General features: G+C 60.8%; 28 protein-coding genes and 1 tRNA gene. 13 read left to right on the forward strand and 16 right to left on the reverse strand.

Going from position 1 to position 25,064, the window contains the following annotated elements:
- The first annotated feature begins 276 nt into the window (after window positions 1-276).
- From coxB to FJ428_RS27640, 6 genes are all read left to right on the forward strand, one after another.
- Window positions 277-1,161: a cytochrome c oxidase subunit II gene (gene coxB / locus FJ428_RS27615; RefSeq protein WP_140495795.1), complete on the forward strand. Its 885-nt coding sequence runs from the start codon at window positions 277-279 to the stop codon at window positions 1,159-1,161.
- Between the two features lie 21 nt (window positions 1,162-1,182).
- Complete coding sequence (gene ctaD / locus FJ428_RS27620; protein ID WP_140564087.1) at window positions 1,183-2,952, forward strand: cytochrome c oxidase subunit I; 1,770 nt, start codon at window positions 1,183-1,185, stop codon at window positions 2,950-2,952.
- Window positions 2,949-3,653, forward strand: coding sequence for a cytochrome c oxidase subunit 3 (locus tag FJ428_RS27625; protein ID WP_140495793.1), 705 nt, complete (start codon window positions 2,949-2,951; stop codon window positions 3,651-3,653). Before ctaD ends, FJ428_RS27625 begins: the two co-directional genes overlap by 4 nt.
- A 13-nt stretch (window positions 3,654-3,666) precedes the next feature.
- A complete protein-coding gene (locus FJ428_RS27630; RefSeq protein ID WP_140880572.1) occupies window positions 3,667-4,386 on the forward strand; it encodes a heme-copper oxidase subunit III family protein in 720 nt (239 codons plus the stop codon).
- 9 nt (window positions 4,387-4,395) lie between these two features.
- Window positions 4,396-4,794: a cytochrome C oxidase subunit IV family protein gene (locus FJ428_RS27635; protein ID WP_140880573.1), complete on the forward strand. Its 399-nt coding sequence runs from the start codon at window positions 4,396-4,398 to the stop codon at window positions 4,792-4,794.
- A gap of 189 nt (window positions 4,795-4,983) precedes the next feature.
- On the forward strand, window positions 4,984-5,457 hold the full coding sequence (locus tag FJ428_RS27640; RefSeq protein ID WP_140880574.1) for an aminoacyl-tRNA deacylase: 474 nt from the start codon (window positions 4,984-4,986) through the stop codon (window positions 5,455-5,457).
- A gap of 61 nt (window positions 5,458-5,518) precedes the next feature.
- Here FJ428_RS27640 and FJ428_RS27645 read toward each other — a convergent pair whose 3' ends face one another.
- From FJ428_RS27645 to tig, 5 genes are all read right to left on the reverse strand, one after another.
- Entirely contained in the window at window positions 5,519-6,340 is an 822-nt protein-coding gene (locus FJ428_RS27645; RefSeq protein WP_140517100.1) for a DUF2189 domain-containing protein, read from the reverse strand.
- 312 nt (window positions 6,341-6,652) lie between these two features.
- Window positions 6,653-7,588: a heme o synthase gene (gene cyoE, locus FJ428_RS27650; protein ID WP_140880575.1), complete on the reverse strand. Its 936-nt coding sequence runs from the start codon at window positions 7,586-7,588 to the stop codon at window positions 6,653-6,655.
- 152 nt (window positions 7,589-7,740) lie between these two features.
- Complete coding sequence (locus FJ428_RS27655; protein ID WP_140880593.1) at window positions 7,741-8,121, reverse strand: cytochrome c family protein; 381 nt, start codon at window positions 8,119-8,121, stop codon at window positions 7,741-7,743.
- Between the two features lie 192 nt (window positions 8,122-8,313).
- Window positions 8,314-8,832 (reverse strand): hypothetical protein, encoded by a 519-nt coding sequence (locus FJ428_RS27660; RefSeq protein ID WP_140880576.1) that lies wholly within the window; start codon window positions 8,830-8,832, stop codon window positions 8,314-8,316.
- A 163-nt stretch (window positions 8,833-8,995) separates the two neighbouring features.
- Window positions 8,996-10,471 carry a trigger factor gene (gene tig, locus FJ428_RS27665; protein WP_140633592.1) on the reverse strand — a complete coding sequence of 492 codons (1,476 nt, stop codon included), beginning with the start codon at window positions 10,469-10,471 and terminating at the stop codon, window positions 8,996-8,998.
- A gap of 475 nt (window positions 10,472-10,946) precedes the next feature.
- On the opposite strand from tig, the gene FJ428_RS27670 reads away from it, so the two are divergent.
- Window positions 10,947-11,031: transfer RNA gene (locus FJ428_RS27670), tRNA-Leu, on the forward strand.
- 63 nt (window positions 11,032-11,094) lie between these two features.
- Here the strand turns inward: FJ428_RS27670 and FJ428_RS27675 are convergent.
- The 3 genes from FJ428_RS27675 to FJ428_RS27685 all read right to left on the reverse strand — a co-directional run bounded on the left by FJ428_RS27675 (window position 11,095) and on the right by FJ428_RS27685 (window position 13,208).
- Window positions 11,095-11,313 (reverse strand): hypothetical protein, encoded by a 219-nt coding sequence (locus tag FJ428_RS27675; RefSeq protein ID WP_140495784.1) that lies wholly within the window; start codon window positions 11,311-11,313, stop codon window positions 11,095-11,097.
- A gap of 195 nt (window positions 11,314-11,508) precedes the next feature.
- Window positions 11,509-12,093, reverse strand: coding sequence for a GDYXXLXY domain-containing protein (locus FJ428_RS27680; RefSeq protein WP_140880577.1), 585 nt, complete (start codon window positions 12,091-12,093; stop codon window positions 11,509-11,511).
- A complete protein-coding gene (locus tag FJ428_RS27685) occupies window positions 12,090-13,208 on the reverse strand; it encodes a DUF2157 domain-containing protein (protein ID WP_140880578.1) in 1,119 nt (372 codons plus the stop codon). The genes FJ428_RS27680 and FJ428_RS27685 overlap by 4 nt, the downstream gene beginning before the upstream one ends.
- A gap of 235 nt (window positions 13,209-13,443) precedes the next feature.
- Between FJ428_RS27685 and FJ428_RS27690 the strand changes: the two genes are divergently transcribed.
- The 5 genes from FJ428_RS27690 to FJ428_RS27710 all read left to right on the forward strand — a co-directional run bounded on the left by FJ428_RS27690 (window position 13,444) and on the right by FJ428_RS27710 (window position 16,408).
- A complete protein-coding gene (locus FJ428_RS27690) occupies window positions 13,444-13,584 on the forward strand; it encodes a DUF1127 domain-containing protein (RefSeq protein WP_013531315.1) in 141 nt (46 codons plus the stop codon).
- Between the two features lie 48 nt (window positions 13,585-13,632).
- A complete protein-coding gene (locus FJ428_RS27695; protein ID WP_013531314.1) occupies window positions 13,633-13,773 on the forward strand; it encodes a DUF1127 domain-containing protein in 141 nt (46 codons plus the stop codon).
- 570 nt (window positions 13,774-14,343) lie between these two features.
- Entirely contained in the window at window positions 14,344-15,753 is a 1,410-nt protein-coding gene (trmFO, locus tag FJ428_RS27700) for a methylenetetrahydrofolate--tRNA-(uracil(54)-C(5))-methyltransferase (FADH(2)-oxidizing) TrmFO (protein ID WP_140495780.1), read from the forward strand.
- Window positions 15,754-15,804: 51 nt separating this feature from the next.
- Window positions 15,805-15,984, forward strand: a complete 180-nt coding sequence (locus FJ428_RS30985; protein WP_318012468.1) for a type II toxin-antitoxin system ParD family antitoxin — start codon at window positions 15,805-15,807, stop codon at window positions 15,982-15,984.
- A 223-nt stretch (window positions 15,985-16,207) separates the two neighbouring features.
- Complete coding sequence (locus FJ428_RS27710; RefSeq protein WP_140825245.1) at window positions 16,208-16,408, forward strand: type II toxin-antitoxin system RelE/ParE family toxin; 201 nt, start codon at window positions 16,208-16,210, stop codon at window positions 16,406-16,408.
- Between the two features lie 17 nt (window positions 16,409-16,425).
- Here the strand turns inward: FJ428_RS27710 and FJ428_RS27715 are convergent, their stop codons facing one another.
- The 7 genes from FJ428_RS27715 to yajC form a co-directional block, all read right to left on the reverse strand.
- Window positions 16,426-17,376 (reverse strand): sterol desaturase family protein, encoded by a 951-nt coding sequence (locus tag FJ428_RS27715; protein WP_181167414.1) that lies wholly within the window; start codon window positions 17,374-17,376, stop codon window positions 16,426-16,428.
- Entirely contained in the window at window positions 17,376-17,810 is a 435-nt protein-coding gene (locus tag FJ428_RS27720) for a type II secretion system protein (protein WP_140880579.1), read from the reverse strand. Before FJ428_RS27720 ends, FJ428_RS27715 begins: the two co-directional genes overlap by 1 nt.
- Before the next feature lie 81 nt (window positions 17,811-17,891).
- On the reverse strand, window positions 17,892-18,731 hold the full coding sequence (locus FJ428_RS27725) for a phytoene/squalene synthase family protein (RefSeq protein WP_181167415.1): 840 nt from the start codon (window positions 18,729-18,731) through the stop codon (window positions 17,892-17,894).
- Window position 18,732: 1 nt separating this feature from the next.
- Complete coding sequence (locus FJ428_RS27730) at window positions 18,733-19,122, reverse strand: Mth938-like domain-containing protein (RefSeq protein WP_140495776.1); 390 nt, start codon at window positions 19,120-19,122, stop codon at window positions 18,733-18,735.
- A gap of 29 nt (window positions 19,123-19,151) precedes the next feature.
- Window positions 19,152-21,704: a protein translocase subunit SecDF gene (gene secDF, locus FJ428_RS27735; RefSeq protein ID WP_140495775.1), complete on the reverse strand. Its 2,553-nt coding sequence runs from the start codon at window positions 21,702-21,704 to the stop codon at window positions 19,152-19,154.
- Window positions 21,705-21,793: 89 nt separating this feature from the next.
- The gene (locus tag FJ428_RS27740; RefSeq protein WP_140670382.1) at window positions 21,794-22,864 is read right to left on the reverse strand and encodes a hypothetical protein; all 1,071 of its coding nucleotides are present in this window, start codon (window positions 22,862-22,864) and stop codon (window positions 21,794-21,796) included.
- A 52-nt stretch (window positions 22,865-22,916) separates the two neighbouring features.
- The gene (gene yajC, locus FJ428_RS27745) at window positions 22,917-23,255 is read right to left on the reverse strand and encodes a preprotein translocase subunit YajC (protein WP_140880580.1); all 339 of its coding nucleotides are present in this window, start codon (window positions 23,253-23,255) and stop codon (window positions 22,917-22,919) included.
- Between the two features lie 287 nt (window positions 23,256-23,542).
- On the opposite strand from yajC, the gene FJ428_RS27750 reads away from it, so the two are divergent.
- Window positions 23,543-24,418, forward strand: coding sequence for an ATP-binding protein (locus FJ428_RS27750; protein WP_140880581.1), 876 nt, complete (start codon window positions 23,543-23,545; stop codon window positions 24,416-24,418).
- A gap of 83 nt (window positions 24,419-24,501) precedes the next feature.
- Here the strand turns inward: FJ428_RS27750 and FJ428_RS27755 are convergent, their stop codons facing one another.
- The gene (locus FJ428_RS27755) at window positions 24,502-24,807 is read right to left on the reverse strand and encodes a hypothetical protein (protein ID WP_140880582.1); all 306 of its coding nucleotides are present in this window, start codon (window positions 24,805-24,807) and stop codon (window positions 24,502-24,504) included.
- Window positions 24,808-25,064 lie beyond the last annotated feature (257 nt).

The raw sequence follows: 25,064 nt of genomic DNA on the forward strand, positions 1-25,064 counted from the left end.
AAACTTCGTCGGCGCGAAGATCGAATTCGGCCTGCCGACGTGGCTTGGCACACCCCACCGTCGACTTCGCCCAAACGATCCGGCGCAGGCGCATCAGCCGGACGAACGCGTCCCCGTGTGTGATGGACGGCTCCTCTCGAAGGGTTGGCGCAGGCAAGGCGGGATTTTTCCCGTCAAGACAGTCGGCTCTAGAATTGCGACCCCAAATCAAGCTATGATGCACTTGGCATTTCCGGAGACGGCTTCGCGCCCCTGGAATGCCGGGAGGAACGGGACATGGCCTTCGCGCTTGTACTCGTTTTGATAGTTGTGGGCTCGGTGCTGTTCCACCTCCTGAGCCCATGGTGGTGGACGCCGATTGCCTCGAACTGGGACTATATCGACAACACCATCATCATAACTTTCTGGATCACCGGCGTCGTCTTTGCCGCCGTGGTTTTGTTCATGGCCTATTGCGTCTTCCGCTTCCGTCATCGGGAAGGCAATCAGGCGGCGTATGAACCGGAGAACAGGCGGCTCGAATCCTGGCTGACGGTTGTCACCGCGGTCGGCGTAACGGCTTTGCTGGTTCCCGGCCTGTTCGTCTGGAACCGGTTCGTCAACGTTCCGAGCGACGCAACCGTGGTCGAAGTTGTCGGCCAGCAATGGCAATGGAGTTTCCGCCTGCCCGGCAAGGACGGCAAGCTCGGCACGTCCGACACCCGCGGCGTCACCGCTGACAATCCGTTGGGCGTGATCACCAGCGATTCCAATGGCCAGGACGATGTCGTGGTCGAAGCGGCCGATCTGCATCTGCCGGTTGGCAAGCCGGTCAAGATGTTGCTTCGCTCGATCGACGTGCTGCATGATTTCTATGTGCCGGAATTCCGCGCCAAAATGGACATGATCCCGGGCTCGGTCACCTACTTCTGGTTCACCCCAACGAAAACCGGAACCTTCCAGGTCCTGTGCGCTGAACTCTGCGGCCAAGGACATCCGATGATGCACGGTGTGGTGATGGTCGATACGCAGGAGGATTACCTGGCGTGGCTTGGCCAGCAACAGACGTTTGCGCAATTGTCGGCGCCCCAGCAGACGGGCTCGGCAAGCCAGGCGTCGGGTCCAACGACGGTGTCAAGTTCGAGGATTGCAGCAAAGCTCGAAACCGTCGGGTCCCGCTAAAAAGGACACGGAGGTGTTCCTATGGTCGATATTACCCCTGCTGATGCCATCCCGCCGGCCGAAGTCGCGGAAGTCGAACTGTATCATCCGCACAGTTGGTGGACGAAATACGTCTTCTCGCAGGACGCCAAGGTCATTGCCATCCAGTATTCGGCGACGGCAACGGGAATTGGCCTGGTCGCCCTGGTGCTGTCCTGGCTGATGCGGCTGCAACTCGGCTTTCCCGGCACCTTCGACTTCATCACGCCTGAAGCCTACTACCAGTTCATCACCATGCACGGCATGATCATGGTGATCTATCTGCTCACGGCGCTCTTCCTCGGCGGTTTCGGCAACTACCTGATCCCATTGATGGTGGGGGCTCGCGACATGGTCTTTCCCTATGTCAACATGCTGAGCTACTGGATCTACCTGCTTGCCGTGCTGGTTTTGGTGTCGAGCTTCTTTGCGCCTGGCGGACCGACGGGGGCCGGCTGGACGCTGTACCCGCCGCAGGCCATCATGACCGGCACACCGGGGGGCCAGGACTGGGGCATCATCCTGATGCTCGTCTCACTGATCCTGTTCATCATCGGCTTCACCATGGGCGGGCTGAACTATGTCGTGACGGTGTTGCAGGGCCGCACGCGCGGCATGACGCTGATGCGTCTGCCGCTGACTGTCTGGGGCATCTTTACCGCGACCGTCATGGCTCTGCTCGCCTTCCCGGCGCTATTCGTCGCCTGTGTGATGATGCTGCTTGATCGGACGCTCGGCACCAGCTTCTTCATGCCGGCGATCGTCGAAATGGGCGAGCAATTACAGCATAATGGCGGCAGCCCGATCCTGTTTCAGCATCTGTTCTGGTTCTTCGGCCATCCCGAGGTCTACATCGTGGCCCTTCCGGCCTTCGGCATCGTGTCGGACCTGATCAGCACCCATGCGCGCAAGAACATCTTTGGCTATCGCATGATGGTCTGGGCCATCGTCGGCATCGGTGCGCTGAGCTTCGTCGTCTGGGCGCACCACATGTATGTCAGCGGCATGCATCCCTATTTCGGTTTCTTCTTCGCCACCACGACGTTGATCATCGCGGTTCCGACCGCCATCAAGGTCTACAATTGGGTGCTGACGTTGTGGCGCGGCGACATCCACCTCACCATACCGATGCTATTTGCCCTGGCGTTCATCGTCACCTTCGTCAATGGCGGGTTGACCGGGCTGTTCCTTGGCAATGTCGTGGTCGACGTCCCGCTGTCGGACACGATGTTCGTCGTTGCCCATTTCCATATGGTCATGGGGGTCGCGCCGATCATCGTGATCTTCGGTGCGATCTACCACTGGTATCCGAAGATCACCGGCCGGATGCTGAACGAGGCGCTGGGCCGGTTCCATTTCTGGGTCACTTTCCTCGGCGCCTACCTGATTTTCTTTCCCATGCACTACCTCGGACTGATGGGCGTGCCCAGGCGTTACAATGAACTGACCGATATGACGGTGATGACAGAATCGGCCCACCATCTGAACTCGTTCATCAGCATCATGGCGTTCATCGTCGGCTTTGCCCAGATTGTGTTCCTGTTCAATCTGATCTGGAGCATCCGTCATGGCCGCGAGGCCGGCGGCAACCCGTGGCGGGCCACGACCCTCGAATGGCAGACGCCGCAAACACCACCGGCCCATGGCAATTTCGGCAAAGACCTACCGATCGTCTATCGCTGGGCCTATGACTACAGCGTACCGGGCGCCAAGGAGGACTTTATCCCGCAAAACGTACCGGGCTCCTTCGGTCCCTCCAAGGAGCCGGCATGAGCGTCATTCTGGTCTTCATGCTCGTGATCGCCGGTTTTGCCGGATGGTGGCTTTCCCACCAGCGGCTGATGACCAAGCCATGGCTCGAGCAAGGTATGGCCGGGGATTTTGTTGGTATGGAAGGATCGGCGCTACCGACCGCCAAGATCGGCCTCGGCGTCTTCCTGGCGGTCGTCGGCTGTCTGTTCGCGCTGATCACCAGCGCCTACTTCATGCGGATGGCGCTGTCGGACTGGCAGGCGCTGCCGCTGCCGCGGCTGCTCTGGTTCAACACCGGCATGCTGGTCCTCAGCAGCATTGCGCTGCAATGCGCCTCGCTCGCGGCGCGTAAGGGTCAAATGGACATGGTTAAGCTCGGCCTTGCCACCGCCGGGTTTACGGCGCTCTCCTTCCTGATTGGACAGTTTATGGCCTGGCGCGAGCTGTCTGCCGATGGCTACTTTCTGGCTTCCAATCCGGCCAACAGTTTCTTCTACCTGCTTACCGGAATGCATGGCCTGCACATACTGGGCGGACTGGTGGGCCTGGGCAGAACAACCGTCGGCGCTTGGAACGGGGCAAGGCCGGCGCGGCTTCGCCTCAGCGTCGAGCTGTGCGCCATGTATTGGCATTTCCTGCTTTTCGTCTGGCTTGCCATCTTCGCGCTTCTGGCCGGCTGGGCCGCGACTTTCATCGATATTTGCCGGGGGTTACTGACGTAGGAGGAACGGGCGGATGGCAGAGACACTCACGCATATCGCTCAGGCAGAGCCGCGGCCCGCAGGCTGGCAAGGCATCGCCGCCGACTGGTCCTCGGATCAGCGGGCGTTCAAGAACGTGTCATGGGGCAAGGCCATGATGTGGATCTTCCTGCTCAGCGACACCTTCATCTTCGGCTGCTTTCTGCTCTCCTATATGACCGCGCGCATTTCGACACGCGTGCCGTGGCCCAATCCCAGCGAGGTCTTTGCGCTTCGTATCGGCGGCTCGGATATTCCGCTGATCCTTATTGCCATCATGACTTTCGTGCTGATCTCAAGCAGCGGAACCATGGCCATGGCGGTCAATTTCGGCTATCGCCGCGACCGCCGCAAAACGGCAATCCTGATGCTTCTGACCGCAGCACTCGGTGCGACCTTTGTCGGTATGCAAGCCTTCGAATGGACCAAGCTGATCACCGAAGGCGTGCGGCCCTGGGGCAATCCCTGGGGCGCTGCCCAGTTCGGGTCAACCTTTTTCATGATCACCGGCTTCCACGGCACGCATGTGACAATCGGGGTGATCTTCCTGATCATCGTGGCGCGAAAGGTGTGGCGTGGAGATTTTGACTTTGGGCGGCCCGGCTTCTTTACCAGCCGCAGGGGCCGCTACGAGAACGTCGAGATCATGGGACTCTACTGGCATTTCGTCGACCTGGTCTGGGTCTTCATTTTCGCGTTCTTCTATCTTTGGTGAGAGGCAGATATGGCTGAAGCAACCGCAAACGGCCTCGGGCAACACACGCTGTACGCTACTCATGACGCGGCGACGACCGGCGCCCCCCCGGCAGAAGTTCATCAGGAGCACCCGATCAAGCTTTATCTGGTGGTCTGGGCATGGCTGTTCATTCTCAGCACCTGCTCCTATCTGATCGATTATTTCGGTCTGCACGGCTATCTCAGATGGTCGCTGATCCTGATCTTCATGATCCTCAAGGCAGGGCTCATCGTCGCCATTTTCATGCACATGGCCTGGGAACGGCTGGCGCTGACATACGCAATCATCCTGCCGCCCGTGCTGGTGTTGGTATTCGTGGCGATGATGGTCTTTGAAGCGGATTACACGCTTCTCACCCGGATGGCGTTTTTCGGGGCTGGGCCCTGACGCCAAATCGGAGTTCAGACCTTGTCGATGGCCGATCAGGATTCCGACGATGCTGCGGGCGGTCCGATGCCGCCACCCTCGCCTTGAAACAATCGACGGTTGGGCCATCTTTATTCATACCGAAACGACGGAAGCGAAATGATTGCCGCGTTTTGACCTGCGTCGCGAACTCAGCAAGGGACGCCCAAAATGACAATCGCAAACAAACTGAAGGACTATATCGACCGGAAAGGGATTTCCTACGACACTGTCGCGCATCATCGCACGGCCACAAGCAGGCAGGCCGCTATAGCCGCGCACGTGCCCGGCAGCATAATGGCCAAATCGGTGCTCGTTCACCACGATCTGGGTTATGCGCTGGCCGTGGTCCCCAGCACACATAGGATCGAGCTCGGCGCGTTGCAGAAGGTCATGGACAAGAGTCTTGGACTCGCCACCGAAGATGAAGCGGTTTCGCTCTTTGACGATTGCGATACCGGCGCCATTCCGCCGATCGGCGCGGCCTACGATGTGCCGGTAGTCCTTGACGAAAGCCTTGGCAGTGCCGCCGATATCTATTTCGAGGGCGGCGATCACAGGACGCTGGTGCGTGTCAGCGGCAAGGATTTCTGTGACCTGACTATGGGCGCCCACCAGGCCCGCTTCAGCCATCCGGCTTACTGAAGCGGGAAAGGGCTCTGATCAACCTGCACGCACCGGTCCTCTTGCCGGCGCGGCAGGGAGTTCATCGAGGCGCCGGTCCGGCCGTCGGCGGCGGTTCCACGACCTTGCGGTAGACATGCCAGGTAGCGTGACCGAGGATCGGCAGCACGACCGCCAACCCCGCGAATACTGGCAGCGTGCCGATGATCAGGGCGACGGCGACAATCAGGCCCCATACCGCCATCACGATCGGGTTCGCCAGCACCACGCGCACCGAGGTGTGGATGGCTTCATAGGCGCCGACATCTCGCTCGAGCAACAACGGGAAGGCGACGACCGTCGTGCACAGCACGATCGCAGCGAAGACGAAGCCGATGGCGTGCCCCAGGATGATGAGCGTCCAGCCGCGTCCTGTGGCGAATATGTCATTGATGAAGCTGGAGAAGGATTGCGGTGGGGCGGGGCCGAACAGGTGTTGGTAAAACGCCTGCGCAGTCAAAAGCCAGGCGATGAAGATTGCAAGCAGCATGATCGCAACCGCGGCGATGGCTGGCAGCGCCGGAGAATTCCTGACCTCGAAGGCGGCCCTCCATGAGGCGTCTAGCCCGGCTTCCCGTCGCCGGCTGATCTCATAGAGGCCGATTGCGGCGAATGGACCAATTAGCGCAAATCCGGACACGAGCGGAAACAACAATGGGAGCGTGTTATTGCCTGATGTCCAGACTGCAAGCACGACCCCCGCAAGCGGGTAGATCAGGCAGAGAAAAATGATGTGCGACGGTTTGACCATGAAATCGTCGACGCCGCGCCTGAGCGCATCGAAAAGGTCGGTGACACCGATCTTGCGAATTCTGGTGTGCTCCAGCGTCTCGCTGGCGCCTGCTATGACGTGAAAGCTTGCCATGACCATTCCTCCAGACAGGTCTGGTAAGGCCGCGGTTTCACGGTGCTGCCGTTCTGCATGACTGGCCACGCAAACCGCGACCTGCACCAGGATCAATATACTCTCATGCGAGCGACTTGTCGCGCTTTGTAAGAAGGTTGGGTAAGAAGGCCCGGTCGCCTGGCTAGCTCTGGACGCCTTTCTTCGATATTCTCCTCAAGTCGAAGGTGAAGGGTCATGGACGGAAGGACAGTTCTCATACTCGGCCTTGGCGTCGTTGTTCTGCTGCTGCTGGGTTTTTGCGCACTGCCGACGTAATGTTTTGCGCCGGCGTCAACGGCCGGCTGATGCGATCGTACGCATTACAGTAGTGTCGGCAAGTAACGTTGCAAAGATCGCGAACAGGTAGAAAATCGAATAAGAAAACAACGCCTTTGCTTGCTTCATCTCCTTGTCGGGGATGGTGAGCACCTTGCAGGCGCGCCAGACGAATCCCGCACCCAAGACGGTCGAGACAATCCCGTAATATCCGCTCGCGAATCCAAAGGCCCAGGGAAGCACGCCGATTGGCGCCAGAACCAGCGAATAGGCCAAGATTTGCTTTCTGGTCGAGGGTTGGCCAGCCACGTTCGGCATCATGGGGATGCCCGCCGCGGCGTACTCTCCGACCTTGAACAGGGCTAGCGCCCAGAAATGCGGTGGTGTCCAGAGGAAAATGATCAGGAACAGAATGATGCTTTCAATGCCGATGGCGCCGGTGGCAGCAGCCCACCCGATCACCGGAGGAAGAGCGCCTGCCGCGCCACCTATGACGATGTTCTGCGGTGTCGAGCGTTTCAGCCAGATCGTATAGATGACGACGTAGAAGAAGATGGTGAATGCCAGCAGCGATGCGGCAAGCCACCCCACCAGCACGCCGAGCACCGTCACCGAAAGTGCGGAAAGCACCAGACCGAAGCCGAGGGCTTCGCCTGGCGCGACGCGGCCCGACGGGACTGGCCGCTTGGACGTGCGAGACATCAACGCATCTATGTCCGCGTCGTACCACATGTTGAGCGCCCCGGCCGCGCCTGCTCCCATCGCAATCGCACTGATGGCGATCACCGCGATGACCGGATTCGTCGGGCCAGGCGCCGTCATTAGGCCCACGAAAGCAGTGAATACGGCAAGCGCCATGACCCGCGGTTTTAAAAGCGCGAAGAAATCACCCGCCGTCGCTTCCGGAAGGCGGATGACGATATCCTTGAGGCGGCTTTCCCTAGTCGACATCTCAGACCGATGGAAGCAAGAAACCTAGGCCATGATCCCGAACCGAAGGCACGCGTGAGCGAAATTGAAACCCGGTTTTTGCTTACGCGGCCCCTTCGGGTTCGGACGAGATCACGGCGAACGAGAGGATAGACGCATGGCGGAGGAGAAAGTCACTTGGAGAACGTTTTCAAATAGGCGATGACGTTGGTCACGTCTGCATCGTTCTTGAGGCCGGGAAACGCCATCTTGGTGCCTTTGACCATGGCCTTGGGATCGTGAAGATAGGTCGTCAGTGTTGGTTCGTCCCATTTGACGCCGGATTTGCCGGCCGCAATCATGGCGTCGGAATATTTGAAACCGGGATGCGTACCGGCAGTGCGGCCGATGACGCCGTGCAGCGATGGACCGATCTTATTCTTGTCCTCGTCCGCAATGTGGCAGGCCTTGCATTTGGCGAAGACCTTCTCGCCAGCCGCAGTATCCTGAGCCTGCGATGGATTAGCGACGAAGGTTGCAACAAACACGACGGCGAAAAATGCGGCTAAGCGCATGACTTTTTCCTCCCTGATCGTCAAATGCGCCTGAGACGATCTGGTATAAGCCAGCATCGTCAGCGATGCGCCTTGTACGGCAGAACAGATTGTCCGCTTCTCCCATATGAAATTGCGGCCTCTGTATACCACGGAATCTGGCCGGCAGGTAGAAGAGGTCGACCTACAAAGGTTTAGGTTGTCCGCAGCGGATCAAGGCATAGCAGTGTTGCAGCTGCCGGCGAGCTGGCTGACCGCTTCATCAAATCCGGTCAGATCGAAATCGGCGTGGCCCCGCCCCGACAGCAGCCCGAAGCGCCACGAAAGCTGGAGCCGGTTCGCGGCGGTAAGGCGCTTTATCCCGTCGGCGCCATCGCGCACCAGCATGCGGCCGCGCGGGCCGACCAACCAGCTCTCGTCGAACTTGTTGTCGCCGTCGACGGTGACCGACATGGTGATCTTGCGATTGGCCGAGACGGTGTCGTTCAATTGCAGCCATTCGGTCCAGCGCGGTTGGCTTTCCGGGCGGCAGGCGATGGTCAGGATCGGGCTATAGCTCAGGGCGCCACCGCCGGTGATCAGCTTGTTGGTGGCATGAACCGAAGCCGTGACGAGGCCGTCATCGTCCGTGCCGATGCGCCAGGTGCCGGCATCGGCCTGGGCGAAATCGCAGGCAAAGGCCAGGACGATCGCCAAGGCCACGACGCGTCGCGTTTCGAAGAATAGGCTCAACCGCCCCTCCAACAACCCTGTGGTTTGCAGCAAGAGCGCAGATAGTGATCAATGCTTGGTATCGACAATGGTCACCGTCCGCGAAACGGATTGGCTGTTGCAGTTTCGCAACGAAAAAGGCCGCCTCGAGGGGCGGCCTTCGTCAGTTCCATCAACTCGGGATTTACTCGGCGTCCTTGGCGGCCTTTTTCTTCGGCGCTGCCTTCTTCTTCGGCTCTTCCGCGTCATCGCTCTTCTTGTCTTCAGTCTTCTTCGACGCGGCCTTCTTCGCCGGCTTCGCCTTGGTCGCGATCTCGGCTTCCTCGTCGTCGGCCATCAGCTCTTCCTTGCTGACCTTGACGTCGGTGACCGAGATCTGCCCGAGCAGGTGATCGACCACCTTCTCCTCGAACATCGGCGCGCGCAGCGCATTCAGCGCCTCGGGATTGTTGCGGTAGAACTCGAAGGCTTCCTGCTGCTGGTTGGCCGGGAAGCGACGAACCTGCTCGAACAGGCCGCGCTGCAATTCCTCGTCCGACACGGTGACCCCGGCCTTCTCGCCGATCTCGGCCAGCACGAGGCCAAGGCGCACGCGGCGCTCGGCGAGCCGCATATATTCGGCGCGCGCTTCTTCCTCGGTCGTCTCTTCATCGGCGAAGGTGCGGCCGGCCGCTTCCAGATCGCGGTTGACCTGCGCCCAGATGTTGTTGAACTCGGCCTCGACAAGCCTCGAAGGCGCCTCGAACGAATAGGCCGCGTCAAGCTGGTCGAGCAGTTGGCGCTTGACCTTCTGGCGCGTCATCGAGCCGAACTGGCTCTCGATCTGGCCACGCACCACATCGCGCAGGCGCTCCAGCGATTCCAGGCCGAGGTTCTTGGCGGTCTCATCGTTGATTTCGAGTTCGCCCGGCTTGGACACTTCTTTGACCGTGACGTCGAAGGTCGCTTCCTTGCCGGCCAGATGCGCCGCCTGGTAGTTTTCCGGGAAGGTCACGGTGACCTGCTTTTCATCGCCGGCCTTGGCGCCGATGAGCTGATCCTCGAAGCCCGGAATGAATTCCTTGGAGCCAAGCACCAGCGGCTGATCCGTGCCGGCGCCGCCGGCAAAGGCCTCGCCGTCGATCTTGCCGACATAGTCGATCGTGACGCGGTCGCCTTCGGCCGCCTTGCCGGTCTTCGGCTCGTAGCTGCGCGCCGATTCGGCGACGCGCTTGACCTGCTCGTCAATCTCCGCGTCAGGGACGTCGAACACCTGGCGCGTCACCTTGATGTCGGAAAAATCCTTGATCTCGATGGGCGGGATGATCTCGTAGTTAAGGCGGAATTCGAAGTCGGCGCCGCCGGCCAGGATCTTCTCGGCTTCCTTCTCGTCCTCGGTCATGATGACTTCGGGCTGCATGGCGGCTTTTTCGCCGCGGCCCGAAATGATCGACCGGGTCGAATCGTTGAGGATCTCGTTGACCACTTCGGCCATGAACGACTTGCCATAGACCTTGCGCAGGTGCTGCACCGGCACCTTGCCGGGACGGAAGCCGTTGATGCGAACCTTGTTCCTGGCGTCCGTCAGCCGCGCCATCAGCTTGGCTTCCATGTCACCAGCCGGCACGGTGATCTTGATCTCGCGCTTGAGACCGGAATTGAGTGTTTCGGTGACCTGCATCGTAAAACCTTTGTTTTCACCAATGAGGCTGCCAAACGGCTCTCTGCCGTTCACAGCCTGCCGGTATAATCTTGCCGGGAATGGCTTTTGGTACGGAACCTGGCGATTTGACCTGAAATACGGCTCAAACTCTTCCAAACTGCGTTCCAAAATGTGAATAAGTCTTTGTTTTTCCTACTTCTTATCACATTTTGCAGAAGCGGATCGTCGCGTCCCGTCACATTCGACACGCCTTTTGTCACAGGCGAGGCCAATTTTCAACCATCTTCGCGTTTAGGCGAATAACCATCATTTCGGCCCTGACATTGACAGAATGATGGCTAATGGGATCGCCAGACCGTGCGGGCGTGACGGAATTGCCAGACCCTCAGGTCGCGGCTGGCGGCTGCCGCGATATTCAAAGGACGATGCGGTATTCCACCTCACTCCCAAGACCTCGACAAGGCCGCCGAGGCTCTGCTACAGCCCGCCCGAGGCGCGTGTGGTGGAACTGGTAGACACAGCAGGTTTAGGTCCTGCCGCCGCAAGGCTTGGGGGTTCGAGTCCCTTCACGCGCACCACTGCCGGCATGGCATCGGATAGTCCACTAGCGCACAGGCGCTGGCAGGAAATCAGGACACTGCCTAGGCGAGCTTCTTGATACGTCCCTTGTCGAGGCGGAAGATGCCATCGTTACCGCCTTGGCGCTGGAAATCATCCTGCAATTCGTCCCATGTGCCAAGATACTGACCGCAGTCGTCGCACCGGATGCCCGTCGAAGGTTCGGCATCGGCAGGAATCCGCAGCCTTATCGTGCCGCAAAAAGGACACTCCAACTGGTGATCCAAGTACCCGGTCGCCATGGGCTTTCCATCTTTCTGAACGCCACCGCCAGCGTCGAGAATATACCTACCACGCAACACAATCCAGTGGCGAGACGCTAGCGCCGTAAAGGACGCCCCTGAGGTCGATTAGACGTAAGCTTCCAAGGCTTGAGCCTTCGAGGCCGCACCGCCCTCCCCGTTCAAGCTATGGATGGCAGCCCACCCCTGCACACCTTAATATAGAGGCTCCTGAAACAGCGTCTTGTCGCCGTCCACCAGCGCCTTGATCTGGGCGGTGCCGTCGCTGGCCAGTGCAAGACGGATCCCGAACGGGCGTACCCGCATGTCGTTCTGAATTGCCATCCCCTCGCCTTCCGGCAGGTAGAACCGTTCGATGCCGTAATCCGGCGCGATCGTCAGTCCCTCGCCGCGAAGATCCCAGCCTCCGGCGACATGACCGCGAATATCGGCCTCGTCGGCACCGGTCGGTGTCGGCGCCGCGCCGAACCACGCGGCGCTCGGCGTCCAGTAGCCGTCGGCGTTCTTCTTCAGACGGACGACGATCGAGGTGTCGTCGCTGGAAAGGTTTCCGGCCGGGATGTTGGCGATCATCTTCACCGGTATGCGCGAGATGTCGTAGCCGAGGATGATATAGTCGCCGCGCAGCAGGTCGCGCGGATCGACAGGCTCGATCTTCAGCAGCACTTCCTTGCCGCTGCGCAGGATCGCCGCCCGGCCGGCGATGATCCAACCCAGGAAGCCGATCTGGACGAGCGCCAGCACCAGCGCCGAGATGACAAGCCTCTTCCCGGACATCATGCCGTGGCTCCTCCGGTGGCCGGATCCTTCATGCGTTTCTCCACGCGGATGATGACGATCGCCAGGATGCCAAGCAGCACCGCCGCGGCAAGGAAGAAGCCGGCGGTGTCGAGCATCGACTGCAAGGTCACGACATAGATCATGGCGAGTTCGAAGGCGAAGCCGAGATAGGCAAGCCAGCGCAGGCCACGGCTCTCGCGCCCCGCGAGCACAATGGCGGCAACAATGCCGGCCAGCGCGACGACCGAAGCAATGGCGAAGCCTCTGTCGTAGCTGCTTTCGCCGGCCAGTTCGAACTGGATGATGGCCAGTCCAGTGAGGAAGCCAAGCAGAGCATGCAGCGGCAAGCGGCCGCCAAGCTGCACGATCCGGTCGACCGGTTCCGGCGCGAAGACGGAAGCCACGAACAACAATACCGATACGATGACCAGCGGGATCGCCACCGGCAGCGTCTCGTGATCCACGGCGACCAGCACAAGATAGAAGAGCAGCGACAGGATGATCAGGTGCCGCGCCGCCTGGCTGCGGGTCCAGAACGAGACGGCAAACAGCACAGCCGCCATGACGAGGAAGAGATGCGGAAATTCGCTGCGATTGAAATAGTCGAACCCTTTCAGGAGCAGCCAGGCGTCGGCGATGCCGACCGCGGCGACGGTCAGCGGGTTGGACCGCAGCGCCACCGCCGCCAATGCGGTGCCGGCGCCCCAGGCGATCAAGGCCGAGGCCTCGTCGCCCGACAGATGGTACATCTGGCCGATCAGCGCGATCGAACCGCCGAAAGCCGCCGCCGCCACGATCCACAACGCCTCGCCGATCGCCGCGTGGTCGCGGGTTTTCAGCACCGCACCGCCGACATAGCCGCCAAGGATGACGGCAAAGAGCGCGGCAACGCGCGCCAGCCGCGGGATGGCTTCCCAGTTGGCGGCAACGAAGATCAGGATGGCCGCGCCGAACAGCAGCGCCGCCATCATCGCCAGGATCGAACCGAAGCTCAACGACTGGCGCGCGTTGATCTCGACGTCGCGCCGCAATGCATCGGCCGTCGGGGCGTCGATCAGCCCGGCCTCAAGCCATCGCGCAATGTCCGACCTGACCCGTGTCGCGTAGCCCGCCATGCTTCCCCCTGCTGCTTGGTCGGTTTTTCAGCTGGAGCTGCCAAACCGTTGACGTCACGGCACTTTCTGATTCTGGCTTCTTTGTGTCAGGTCCGCGAAGGCTTGTTAATGTTGCATTGCACAATTTGCATTGCTGCCATGCAGCCATAGCGCTTTTAAATCGATATGGGCCCGCCTATTTATGGTTTGTACACAAACGGAATGATCCGCAAGAAAAGACGAAACGAGAAATACCATGAACCTGATCCGCAACTACCGCAACTGGCGCCGCTACCGGGACACCGTTTCCGAGCTGAGCCGCCTGAGCAACCGTGAACTGACCGACCTCGGCATCAGCCGCAGCGACATTCCTTACGTCGCTCGCAAGGCGGTCTAACGCTTCGGACCGCGAATGGTCCGAACCAGTTTCGAGAAGAGCATGACAATGAACCTGATCCGCAACTATCGTAACTGGCGCGTTTATCGCGAGACGGTTACCGAGCTGGGTCGCCTTTCCAACCGCCAGCTGCATGATCTCGGCATCGTCCGCGACGAAATCAAGATCATCGCCCGCCAGGCGATCTAACAACGGAATTTCGCCAGGGTCGACCTCCTCCCCGATCCTGACGAATACGGTCACCCCTTACCTCCTCCCAAGGGTTGACCACCAAAACGGCGCCCGCCGCACCTCCTCCCGCGGCGGGCGTTGTTTCCCGGAGCAAAACGAGTTTTGCTTCAGAGGCTTCGCCCCTCTTCAAAATGGCGAAAAGAATTTCGTCAAAGCCGACCTCCTCCCCGGCGATGACGGATAGGCCCGACCTTCACCTCCTCCCGAAGGTTGGCCACCCAAACGGCGCCCGCCGCACCTCCTCCCGCGGCGGGCGTTGTTTCCCCGGAGCAAAACGAATTTTGCTCCAGAGGCTTCGCCCCTTTTCAAACGGCGAAAGGAATTTCGTCAAAGCCGACCTCCTCCCCGGCGATGACGAATACGGTCGGCCTTCACCTCCTCCCGAGGGTCGACCCCCAAAACGACACCCGCCGGACCTCCTCCCCCGGCGGGTGTTGTTGTTTTCAGGGCAGCCTTCGCCTTCGCCGCCGCGGCATGTTCCAGGTGCGGCAATTGCAATCGTCCCGCCAAGCGATTATTCCGGCGCTCATGAGCAAAAAACCTATTCACATCATCGGCGGTGGCCTCGCCGGATCCGAAGCAGCATGGCAGGCAGCCCAAGCCGGCGTACCCGTTGTGCTGCACGAAATGCGGCCCGTTCGCGGCACAGAGGCGCACAAGACCGACGGCTTGGCCGAACTCGTTTGCTCCAATTCTTTCCGCTCCGACGACGCCGAGAACAACGCCGTCGGTCTTTTGCATGCCGAAATGCGGCTGGCCGGCTCGCTGATCATGAGCGCCGGCGACGCCAACCAGGTGCCGGCCGGCGGGGCGCTGGCCGTGGACCGCGACGGATTTTCCGACGCGGTGACGGCCAGGATCGAGGCACATCCGCTGATCTCCATCCAGCGCGAGGAAGTACCCGGCTTGCCGCCGGTCGAATGGGACCAGGCCATCATCGCCACCGGCCCGCTGACCGCACCCTCGCTCGCACAGTCGATTGCCGAAGCGACGGGCGCCGATGCGCTCGCCTTCTTCGATGCGATCGCGCCGATCATCCATTTCGACACGATCGACATGGACACCTGCTGGTTCCAGTCGCGCTACGACAAGGTCGGGCCCGGCGGCACCGGCAAGGACTACATCAACTGTCCCTTGGACAAGGACCAGTATCTTGCCTTCGTGCAGGCACTGGTGGAGGGCCAGAAAACAGAATTCAAGCAATGGGAAGGCACGCCCTATTTCGACGGCTGCCTGCCGATCGAGATCATGGCCGAGCGTGGCGTCGAGACGCTGCGCTACGGGCCGATGAAGCCGATGGGCCTCACCAATGCGCACAATCCGACTGTCAAGGCCTACGCCGTCGTGCAACTGCGGCAGGACAATGCGCTGGGCACGCTCTACAACATGGTCGGCTTTCAGACCAAATTGAAGCATGCCGAGCAGGTGCGCATTTTCCGCACGATTCCTGGTCTGGAGAACGCCGAATTCGCCCGCCTCGGCGGCCTCCATCGCAACACCTACATCAACTCGCCGACCTTGCTCGACGCCTCGCTGCAGCTGAAGTCGCGCCCGGGCCTGCGTTTCGCCGGCCAGATCACCGGTTGCGAAGGCTATGTCGAAAGCGCCGCCATCGGCCTGCTCGCCGGCCGCTTCGCCGCCGCCGAGCGGCTCGGTCACGCGCCGTCGCTGCCGCCACTCACCACGGCGTTCGGAGCGCTGCTCAACCACATCACCGGCGGTCACATTGTTTCAGACGACGAGCCGGGAAAGCGCTCTTTCCAGCCGATGAACGTCAATTTCGGCCTGTTCCCGCCTGTCGAGGCGGTGAAGATCGAAGGCAAACGCCTGCGCGGCAAGGACAAGACGGTCGCCAAGCGGCATGCGATCACGTCGCGTGCGCTGGGTGATTGCCGGCGATGGCTGGGACTGCCGGCGCAAGCTCAAGCGGCGGAATAGCCTTGCCGCGGAAGTAGGATACTATCCCACTCGCCTAGTGGGAGTCATTGCATGGAAACAGCCGAGAAACTGTCCGTCACCGTCACGCCCGCCATGGCGCGCATGATCCGCGAAAAAGTCGAGGACGGTTCCTTCGGCTCGGCAAGCGAAGTCATTCGCGCCGCGCTCCGCGCTTTCCAGCGCGAAGAGGAAGAGCATGCCGAGCGCATGGCGTCGATCAGGCGCGGGTAAAATCTTCGATTGAGGACACAAGGCCGAACCTTTCCGGAAAAGAGGTTCGCGAGCAGCTTAAGAAATTCGCTGAACAACATTCGAGCCGCATTGATGATTCGGCGGCTTGAGGTCGAGTATCGCGAAAGTGCCAAAGACGATCTTACCAACATTTCAGATACGTAGTTGAGTCGGGCGGAAGCCCCAACGCGGCGCTGAGATTCGTGCTCCGAATTGAAGACCGTTGCCAAACATCGGCAACGCACCTCGTAGCGGTCGCCTGCGCGACGACATCGTGCCGGGACTGCGAACCGTTCCGTTCGAGCACTCCGCCGTCATAGCCTATCTAATCGAGAGCGACATCATTCGCATCGTCAACATCTTCTACAGTGGCCGCGACTACGAGACATTGATGCGAGATGGCGGATCGAGCGGCCTTTCCTAGAAAGGGCTACGAAATAGCTACTCGGCCGGCTCGGCACGCGCCGGTCGCAGCCCGGGCTTCCCGGCCTCACCCGGATTTCGCCTGACATAGGCTGCTTTCAGGCTCTCGGAAGTTTCGCGCGAGCCGTCATGGCTCCAGCCGGGCGGCTTGATCAGGTAGTTCAGGCGGTCGCTCAGGGTCAGATCAGGTGCGAAGGCATCCCTGAACATGCCGATCCATTCGTGGAAAGCCACTTTCAGCGGATTGAAGGTGCCAAGATTTTTCACGATGCCGTAGCGCGGGCGGTCCTCTTCCAACTCCTCGACGAAGGTGCCGAACATGCGGTCCCAGATGATCAACGTGCCGGCGTAGTTGGCGTCAAGGTAGCGCGGATTGGTGGCGTGGTGGACGCGGTGGTGCGAGGGCGTGTTGAAGACGAATTCGAACCAGCCCCACATCTTGCCGATCGTCTCGGTGTGGATCCAGAACTGCCAGATAAGGTTGAAGCCGAAGGTGAAGGCAATCACCGCCGGATGGAAGCCGAGCAGCACCAGCGGCGCCTGCAGCACGAACATGAAGGTGAACAGGCCCGTCCAGCTCTGCCTGAGTGCCGTCGACAGATTGTAGTGCTGGCTGGAATGGTGGTTGACGTGCTCGGCCCACACCCAGCGCACCCGATGCGCGATGCGGTGGTAGATGTAGTAGCGCAAATCATCGAGCAGGAAGGCCGCCAGGAATACCCAGATCGACAGGCCGAGGTTGAAGAAACGGAACTGCCAGAGCCACAGCAGCGCCCAGTAGGAGACGACGCCCAGCAGCAGCCCGGCGACGACATTGCCGGTGCCCATCATCAGGCTGGTCAGCGTGTCGTGCGTCTCGAACGAGCCCTTGGCCCGGCCGGTGCGCACCAGCCACAGCTCGATCAGGATGGCGGCAACGAAGAACGGGATGGCGAGCTGGGTAACCTGCGGGAAATTGTAATCGCCCATCACGCGGCCTCCTTGGTCGAACTAGGATGCTGCGGCTGAAGAACTCTTAGCACAGCGTGCGCGTCGGCAGCGTTAGCGAAGGTGAAGTGACCGCCTTTCCAGGTGAAATCGGCAAGGCGCAGCACAATCGTGCCGACATCATCTTCGCTGCGTGCCAATACATCGCGCGGCGTGACGATACGCGTCAGGAAATGATCTCCGATGGCATGGACGATGCCAAGGCGCCCTCGCCCGAGTTCCAGGAACGCGGTTCGGCCATCGGATGTGAGGTGGATGGCGGCCGCCGGTTCATCCGGAAAATCCTCGGCAAAACGCTCTCGCGCCTGCTCTGCATCGGCCAGCCTGGCCTTGCGGCTGCCGCCGGTGAAATGAACGGCGGCGACCGACAACGCGATGCCGAATACGACGATCACGACCAGCACGGGCAGGCTCATGGACAGGCATCTCCTCCAGCCGGCCTGTTGTCTTGGCGACAGTTCCGGTTGAGCGATCCCTTAACACAATTGACGTTTACGTCAAACTGCTGGCCAGCCCACCATGGCGCGACGCAGCATGAGCCAGTGGCGGCGCATGGTCGAGAGTCGCACCGTGCCGTTGAGCGGCGGACCGCGTTCCATTTTCGTCAGGTAGGCTCGTGACAGGACCAGTGGCAGAAAGGCCGGGCGCAGCGAAGCCGGCAAATCCGATGCGCCTTTCTCGAAGGCCGAGAGATGCTCCCGCGCCAGCGCGATCATGGCGGCGACGGCGCGCTGCGCACCTGGTCCACCATCGTCGGTGACGAATTCCTCCGGAGACGAACCCGCCGCGGCCAGGATATCGGCCGGAACAAAACACTGTCCGCGACTGCGGTGCAGCGGCAGCAGGAGCAACAGTCCCGTAATCGCCTGCGCGCAACCGGCCCTACCGGCCAGTTCGGCGAAACGTGGCGCCACTCCTGGATCCAGCACCATTGCCGCCAGTTGAATAAGCGCGGCTGCCGTTTCGCCGCAATAGCCTTCGAGATCGGTTCGCGACGGCATCGGGTCGTCATAGAGGTCGAAGATGCGGGCCTCGAGCATATTCTCGAATGCCTGTTTCGGCAGGCCGTACCTGGAAATCGTGGCCTTCAGCACATCCGCGATCGGATGGCCCGTCTCGGACCCTTCGGCTGCGATGACATCGCGCCACCATTGCAACCGCACCTCGCCCGGCAAGGCCTCGCGGATGCGATCCCGAATGCCCGCGATTTCGGCATTGAAGGCGTAGAGTGAAAACAGCGCTTCGCGCTTGTCCGTCGGCGCGTAGAGCGCGCTGAGATAGCGGTCATGGTCGGCGGCGCGCACGGCGCCAATGACGATTTCGCCCTTTTGGTCCACGTCAGTCGACGGCGATCAGCGCGGCGGCTACCGCGCGATCCTCTGCGAGCAGGACATTATATGTCCGCACCGCTGCACCGGTCGCCATCGGGTCGGCGGCTATGCCCGCGGTCTTCAAGGCGGCGCGAAGCCCCGCCGGCAAGGGTCGTAAATCCTTGCCCGTGCCGACCAGCAGGATTTCGATCTTCTCGGCCTGGGCCAGCAGCCGTTCGAAATCCGCCACCGTCAGCGCAGATGGGTCCGCCGGCTCCCAGCCATGGATACCCGACGGCAGGCACAGAAGCGAACCGCGATGCGACATGTCGGCGAAGCGGAAGCCGCCATTGCCATACGCCTCGATGGGGGCGCGGCCGGGGAAATGCGCCTCGCGGATGACGATGCCTTTGGCCATCCCTGCCGATCCGCCCTTCGGGTCGCGCGTCAGGTCGCGACCGCCTTGCCGCCGCCGACCGGCTTTTCCTCGTCCGAGCTCGTGGCCTGCGGCCGCAGCTTGAACAGGATCAGCAGCGGCGCGGCGATGAAGATCGACGAATAGGTGCCGAAGATGACGCCGAACAGCATTGCCATCGTGAACGAGCGGATCACCTCGCCGCCGAACAGCACCAGTGCCAGGAGCGCCAGGATCGTCGTCACCGAGGTCAGCGTCGTTCGCGACAGCGTCTCGTTGATGGCGTTGTTGAGGAGCTGCGGCAGCGGCATCTTCTTGTATTTCCTGAGATCCTCGCGAACGCGGTCATAGACCACGATCGTGTCGTTCAGCGAGTAGCCGATGATGGTCAGGATCGCCGCCAGCGACGATTGGTTGAACTCCAGCCCGGTTATAACGAAGAAGCCTATGGTCATGACCACGTCATGGACCGTCGCCACGATGGCGCCGACCGCGAACTGCCATTCGAAGCGGAACCAGACATAGATCAGGATACCCACCAGCGCGACCAGCATGGCGATCGTGCCTTGCTTGGCCAGTTCTCCTGACACGGTCGGTCCCACCACCTCGACGCGGCGGAAATCGTAATTGTCCTGCAACTCGCCACGAACCTTGTCGATGACGGTCTGCTCGGCATTCTCGCCGCCGTCCTGCGTGCCGACACGGATCAGCACGTCATTCGGCTCGCCGAACTGCTGCACCTGCACTTCGCCGATATTCAGTTCCGAGAGCCTGGCTCTGATGTCGGCAAGATCGGCATTGCCGCTCTTGGACTTCACCTCGATCAGCGATCCGCCCTTGAAATCGATGCCGTAATTGATGTCGACGGTCATGAACAGCACCACCGACAGGACCGACAGCAGGCTCGACAGCGCGAAGGTCCAGCGGCGGATGCCCATGAACGGGATCTTCGTGCCGGGCGGAATGAAGGTTACCGGCGCCCGCGGCAATTCCTTCGGGCGCGCGCGGCGCAGCCAGATGGACACCAGCAGCCGGGTAAAGGTGAAGGCGGTGAACACCGTGGTCAGGATGCCGATGGCGTAGGTGATGGCAAAGCCCTTCACCGGCCCCGTTCCGAGATAGAACAGCACCACGGTCGCGATCAGCGAGGTGACGTTGGAATCGACGATCGTCGCCAGCGCCTTCGAGAAGCCGGTGTCGATCGCCTGGATCACCGAGCGTCCGGCGCGCCGCTCCTCGCGGATGCGCTCATAAATCAGCACGTTGGAATCGACGGCCATGCCGATGGTCAGCACGATACCGGCAATACCTGGCAAGGTCAGTGTCGCGCCAAGCAGCGACAGCAGTCCGACGATCATCGCCACGTGCACCGCCAGCGCGATGTTGGCGAGGAAGCCGAGGAAGCCGTAGGCGACGAACATGAAGGCGACGACAAGGATAGAGCCGATGATGCCGGCGACCTTGCCGGCATGGATCGAATCCTGGCCGAGGCCCGGACCCACCGTGCGCTCCTCGATCACGGTCAGCTTTGCCGGCAGCGCGCCTGCGCGCAGCAGGACCGCGAGGTCATTGGCGCTCTCGGCCGTGAAATTGCCTGAGATCTGGCCGCTGCCGCCCAGGATCGGCTCGCGGATCTGCGGCGCCGAAATCACCTGGTTGTCGAGGATGATGGCGAACAGCTTGCCGACATTCTGCGATGTCGCCTGCCCGAACCGTGTCGCGCCGCGCGAGTTGAAGGTGAAGGAAACCACCGGCTCGTTGGTCTGCGAGTTGTAGGTTGCGGTCGCTTTGGAGAGGTCTTCGCCGGAAACGATGACGCGGTTTTCGATCAGGTAGGGAACCGGCGGATCGTCCTGCGAATAGAGGATCGATGAACCGGCCGGCGGACGGCCCTTCAGCGCATCCTGCACCGGCATAGACTGGTCCACCATCTGGAAGGTCAGCTTGGCGGTCTGGCCGATGATTTCCTTCAGCCTTTGCGGGTCCTGCAAACCGGGCACCTGCACCAGGATGCGGTCATCGCCCTGCCGCTGCACGATCGGTTCGGTGGTGCCGAGTTCGTTGACGCGGCGTTCGACGACTTCGATCGACTGTGCCAACGCAGCCGACGTGCGATATTTTATGCCGGCGTCGGTGACGGTGAATTTGAGCAGGCCGGGCTCGGAATCATCCAGCGCCATCTCCTGGACGGAGCCGCCGGTGAACAGGCTGGCGGCGACCGGATCGGTCAGCGGCTTCAGTGCCGTCTTGGCCGCATCGAGCTGGTTCGGGTCCTGTATGCGGACCTGTACGGTCCTGCCCGTGCCCGCCAGGCCGGTATAGCCTATCTTGGCCTCGCGCAGCAGTGTCCGGATCTCGTCACGCGTCGTCTCCAGCTGCGCCTTCACCAGATCGTTCTGATCCATCTGGAGCAGGATGTGCGAGCCGCCCTGCAGGTCGAGGCCGAGCGTCATCTGCCGCTTGGGCACCCAGCTCGGAAGCTGCGCCAGCGTGCTTGCGGGAATGAGATTGGGCGCGGCGAGGACCACTGTGGCGGCCACGGCCAGCCAGATCAGGATCATCTTGAAGCGCGAGAAATAAAGCATCAGTTCTTATCCGTTCAGGCGTACAAGCGGCAGCATTCCGCCATCGGTTCGGTTCGCGGGCCCGTTTCTCATTCTGAGCACGGCCGGCCCTATCGTGCTTCTTCAGCGATTGTCAATCTTGCCGGCAATGGGCCGGTTCGCAACAGCATGGCGATGGTGTTGGCTTCCCGGACAGTGAAATTGCCCGAGACTTGACCGTAACCACCATCGATGGGCTCGCGAATGACAGGTGCTGAAATCACGTGGTCATCCAGGATCACAGCCAATGGCTTGCCCACATTTTGCGTTGTAACCTGTTTGAACCGTGCCGCGCCTTTGGCGCCAAACCGGAACACGACAACCGGTTCGTCATTTTGCTGCCCACTGTAAGTTGGGCGGGCGTCGAGCACGTCCTTATCCGAGAGGATGACCCGATTCTCGACCAGGTAAGGAACCGGCGGATCGTCCTGCGTATACACCACCAGCGAGCCAACAGGCGGGGAACCGCTGATCGCATCGTTCACCGGCATCGAAAGGTCAACCAAATGGAAGCTCAGGCGACCAGGCCGGGTGAGAATTTTTTCCAGCGTTTGCCGATCGGCGATGTCTGACGTCTGAACAAGTATGCCGTCTTGGTCCGCTGGTTGGGCCACCGTGCCGGCGACACGCAGATCTTGGAGACGATTTTTGATGACCTTAATCGACTGAGAAATCGCGTTAGAGGTCTGATACTTCAAACCCGCATCCGTCAGCGTGAATTTGAGCAAGCCGGCTTTGCCGGAATCCAGCGTCATTTCCTGAACGCGGCTGTCCGGGGCAACATCCGTTACCGTCTTGAGCGCTGTCTTTGCCGCCTCAAGCTGAGCCGGATTCGTGATGCGCACCTGCAAGGTCCTGCCCGACACAGCAAGCCCCGTGTAGCCGATCCTGGCCTCCATCAGAAGCGCCCGGACATCGCCACGCGCAATCTTCAGCCGGCCGTCGATCACATCCGCCACCACCAGATGGAGCAGGAGATGCGAACCGTCTTGGCCTGCTCGAACGACTGCCGGACTGTCGGCAGGCCGCTCGGGCCGCATGGCATGCGGACTGGCGGCGAAAAGGTTGGACGCGTCGAAGACGGTCATCGTGGCTAAGGCAAGCCACGTCAGCATCATCTTCAGGCGCCAAAAATGAGACATATGCCGTCGCTTGTCAGGGCCCCGTCCGCGGATCGCTCCGCCTGGAATTTGGTTATTTCTTGGCGTTCTGGTTCGCTACCGGCTCGCCCTTGACGCGCACGTCGGCGATCGTCGAGCGCAACGCCGTCACCTTCGTGCCGCCACCGAGGTCGATCTCGAGCTCATGGTCGTCGATCACCTTGGTCACCTTGCCGACGAAGCCGCCGCCGGTGACGACCGTGTCGCCGCGGCGCACGGCCGCCAGCATCTCGCCGCGCTTCTTCAGCTGCGCGCGCTGCGGCCGGATGATGAGAAAATACATGATCACGAAGATCAGGACGAACGGCAAAATGCTGATGAACATGTCGGGAGAAGCCCCAATGCCTTGGGCATATGCCGGTGTCACGAACATCGAGGTACTCCTGAATTTTGAAAACAGCCGCCAAACGGTTCAGTGGATTTGGCAGCCCCGCGAAATTTGGCCGGAATATAGTCGGTAAAGTTGCCAATGCAACTGCGTGGCCGGGCAAATCGGCTGCTTTTCCGGCCTGTTCGCCCGTGTTAGAGCATGACCGCGAAAAACGCGAGCGGGTTTTCGCAAAAGATCGCGCTGTAACAAACGGTTGCAGCGAGTTTCGAAACCGTCGGGATCGAACCCGGCCACACCTTCCCTCGCGGAACCAGAGCAAAAGACCTGAGATGACCGATACCAGCATCGACGCATTGAACCAGAAACTCGACCGCCTGATCGAGGCGGTCAGCCGCCTCGCCCCGCCGCCTGTGCCCGAAACCGACCTTGGCGGAGCCGATTGCTTCGTCTGGCAGGCGGATCCGGGTTACCTGGAGCCGGTGCGCAAGGTGAACCGCGTCGACATCGGCCTGATCCGCGGCGTCGACCGTGTGCGCGACATCCTCGTCGACAACACAGAACGCTTCGCCTCCGGCTATGCCGCCAACAACGTGCTTTTGTGGGGCGCGCGCGGCATGGGCAAATCGTCGCTGGTCAAGGCGGTGCATGCCGCAATCAACGCCTCGCCGAAACTCGACCGCCCGCTCAAGCTGATAGAGATCCATCGGGAGGACATCGATACGCTGCCGAAGCTGATGACGCTGCTGAAGGCCGCGCCTTACCGCTTCATCCTGTTTTGCGACGACCTCTCCTTCGACCATGACGATACCTCCTACAAATCGTTGAAGGCAGCACTCGAAGGCGGCGTCGAAGGCCGCCCGGCCAATGTCATTTTCTACGCCACGTCGAACCGCCGCCATCTTCTGCCGCGCGACATGATCGACAATGAGCGCTCCACCGCCATCAATCCGTCCGAGGCGGTCGAGGAGAAGGTTTCGCTCTCCGATCGCTTCGGCTTATGGCTCGGCTTCCACAAATGTTCGCAGGACGAATATCTCGAAATGGTCAACGGCTACGCCAGCCATCATGGGCTCGACATCGACCCCGGGCAGTTGCGCGCCGAGGCGCTGGAATGGGCGACGACACGCGGCAGCCGCTCGGGCCGCGTCGCCTGGCAGTTCACGCAGGACCTGGCTGGCCGGCTCGGCAAGCCGTTGAGAGACTAGGCGGGGTACAACGGGTGGGCAGGAGCCGGTCACAAACTTCGTGGCCGACCCCGTCCGTGGACGCCGGGTTGTCTATATCGTGTTCATTCCCGCACAGGCTTTATGCTTCCCAGGACCATCGGAATATCGGTTTGTATCCCTAGTGCGTCAGTCGCCCAGGCCTGCATTTCTGGTGAAGCATCACCTGATTTCAGGATGGAAATGGCCAGCTTGGACATGTCTGTGGGCGGTTTGGTATTGATTACCGCATAGGAGAAATAGCCGGCCAAAGCGGCACTTGCGATCGAAATGACCGGCGCAACGATTAAAGCAGTTGCTCGTACGTGCGATTGCCAGCGATGCGTTGGGCTGGCGGACGGAAGTTCATCCTCTTCGACAGATTCAATCATTCCACTCTCCTTGCAGAGCGTCGAGAATGACTTTCCTCTACATTAGTTAAAATGCAGATAAACCATTTTCGATAACGCGAGTCGCAATACGGCTCTTGCGCCGATTCCCGCCAAGGGAGCGACTGCGGCACCGGAGACGTGGTGCGCACGACGGTTCCGGGCGCTGCTCAGGCGCCCGCCAATGGCAAACGTCTAGACTCCCAAAAGCTATTTGGCGTGATGTGTCCCCGCGCCATTAGCGCGGTTGAGGGCTGCTC

The organism is Mesorhizobium sp. B2-8-1, from assembly GCF_006440955.1.
In the GTDB taxonomy this organism is placed as follows: domain Bacteria; phylum Pseudomonadota; class Alphaproteobacteria; order Rhizobiales; family Rhizobiaceae; genus Mesorhizobium.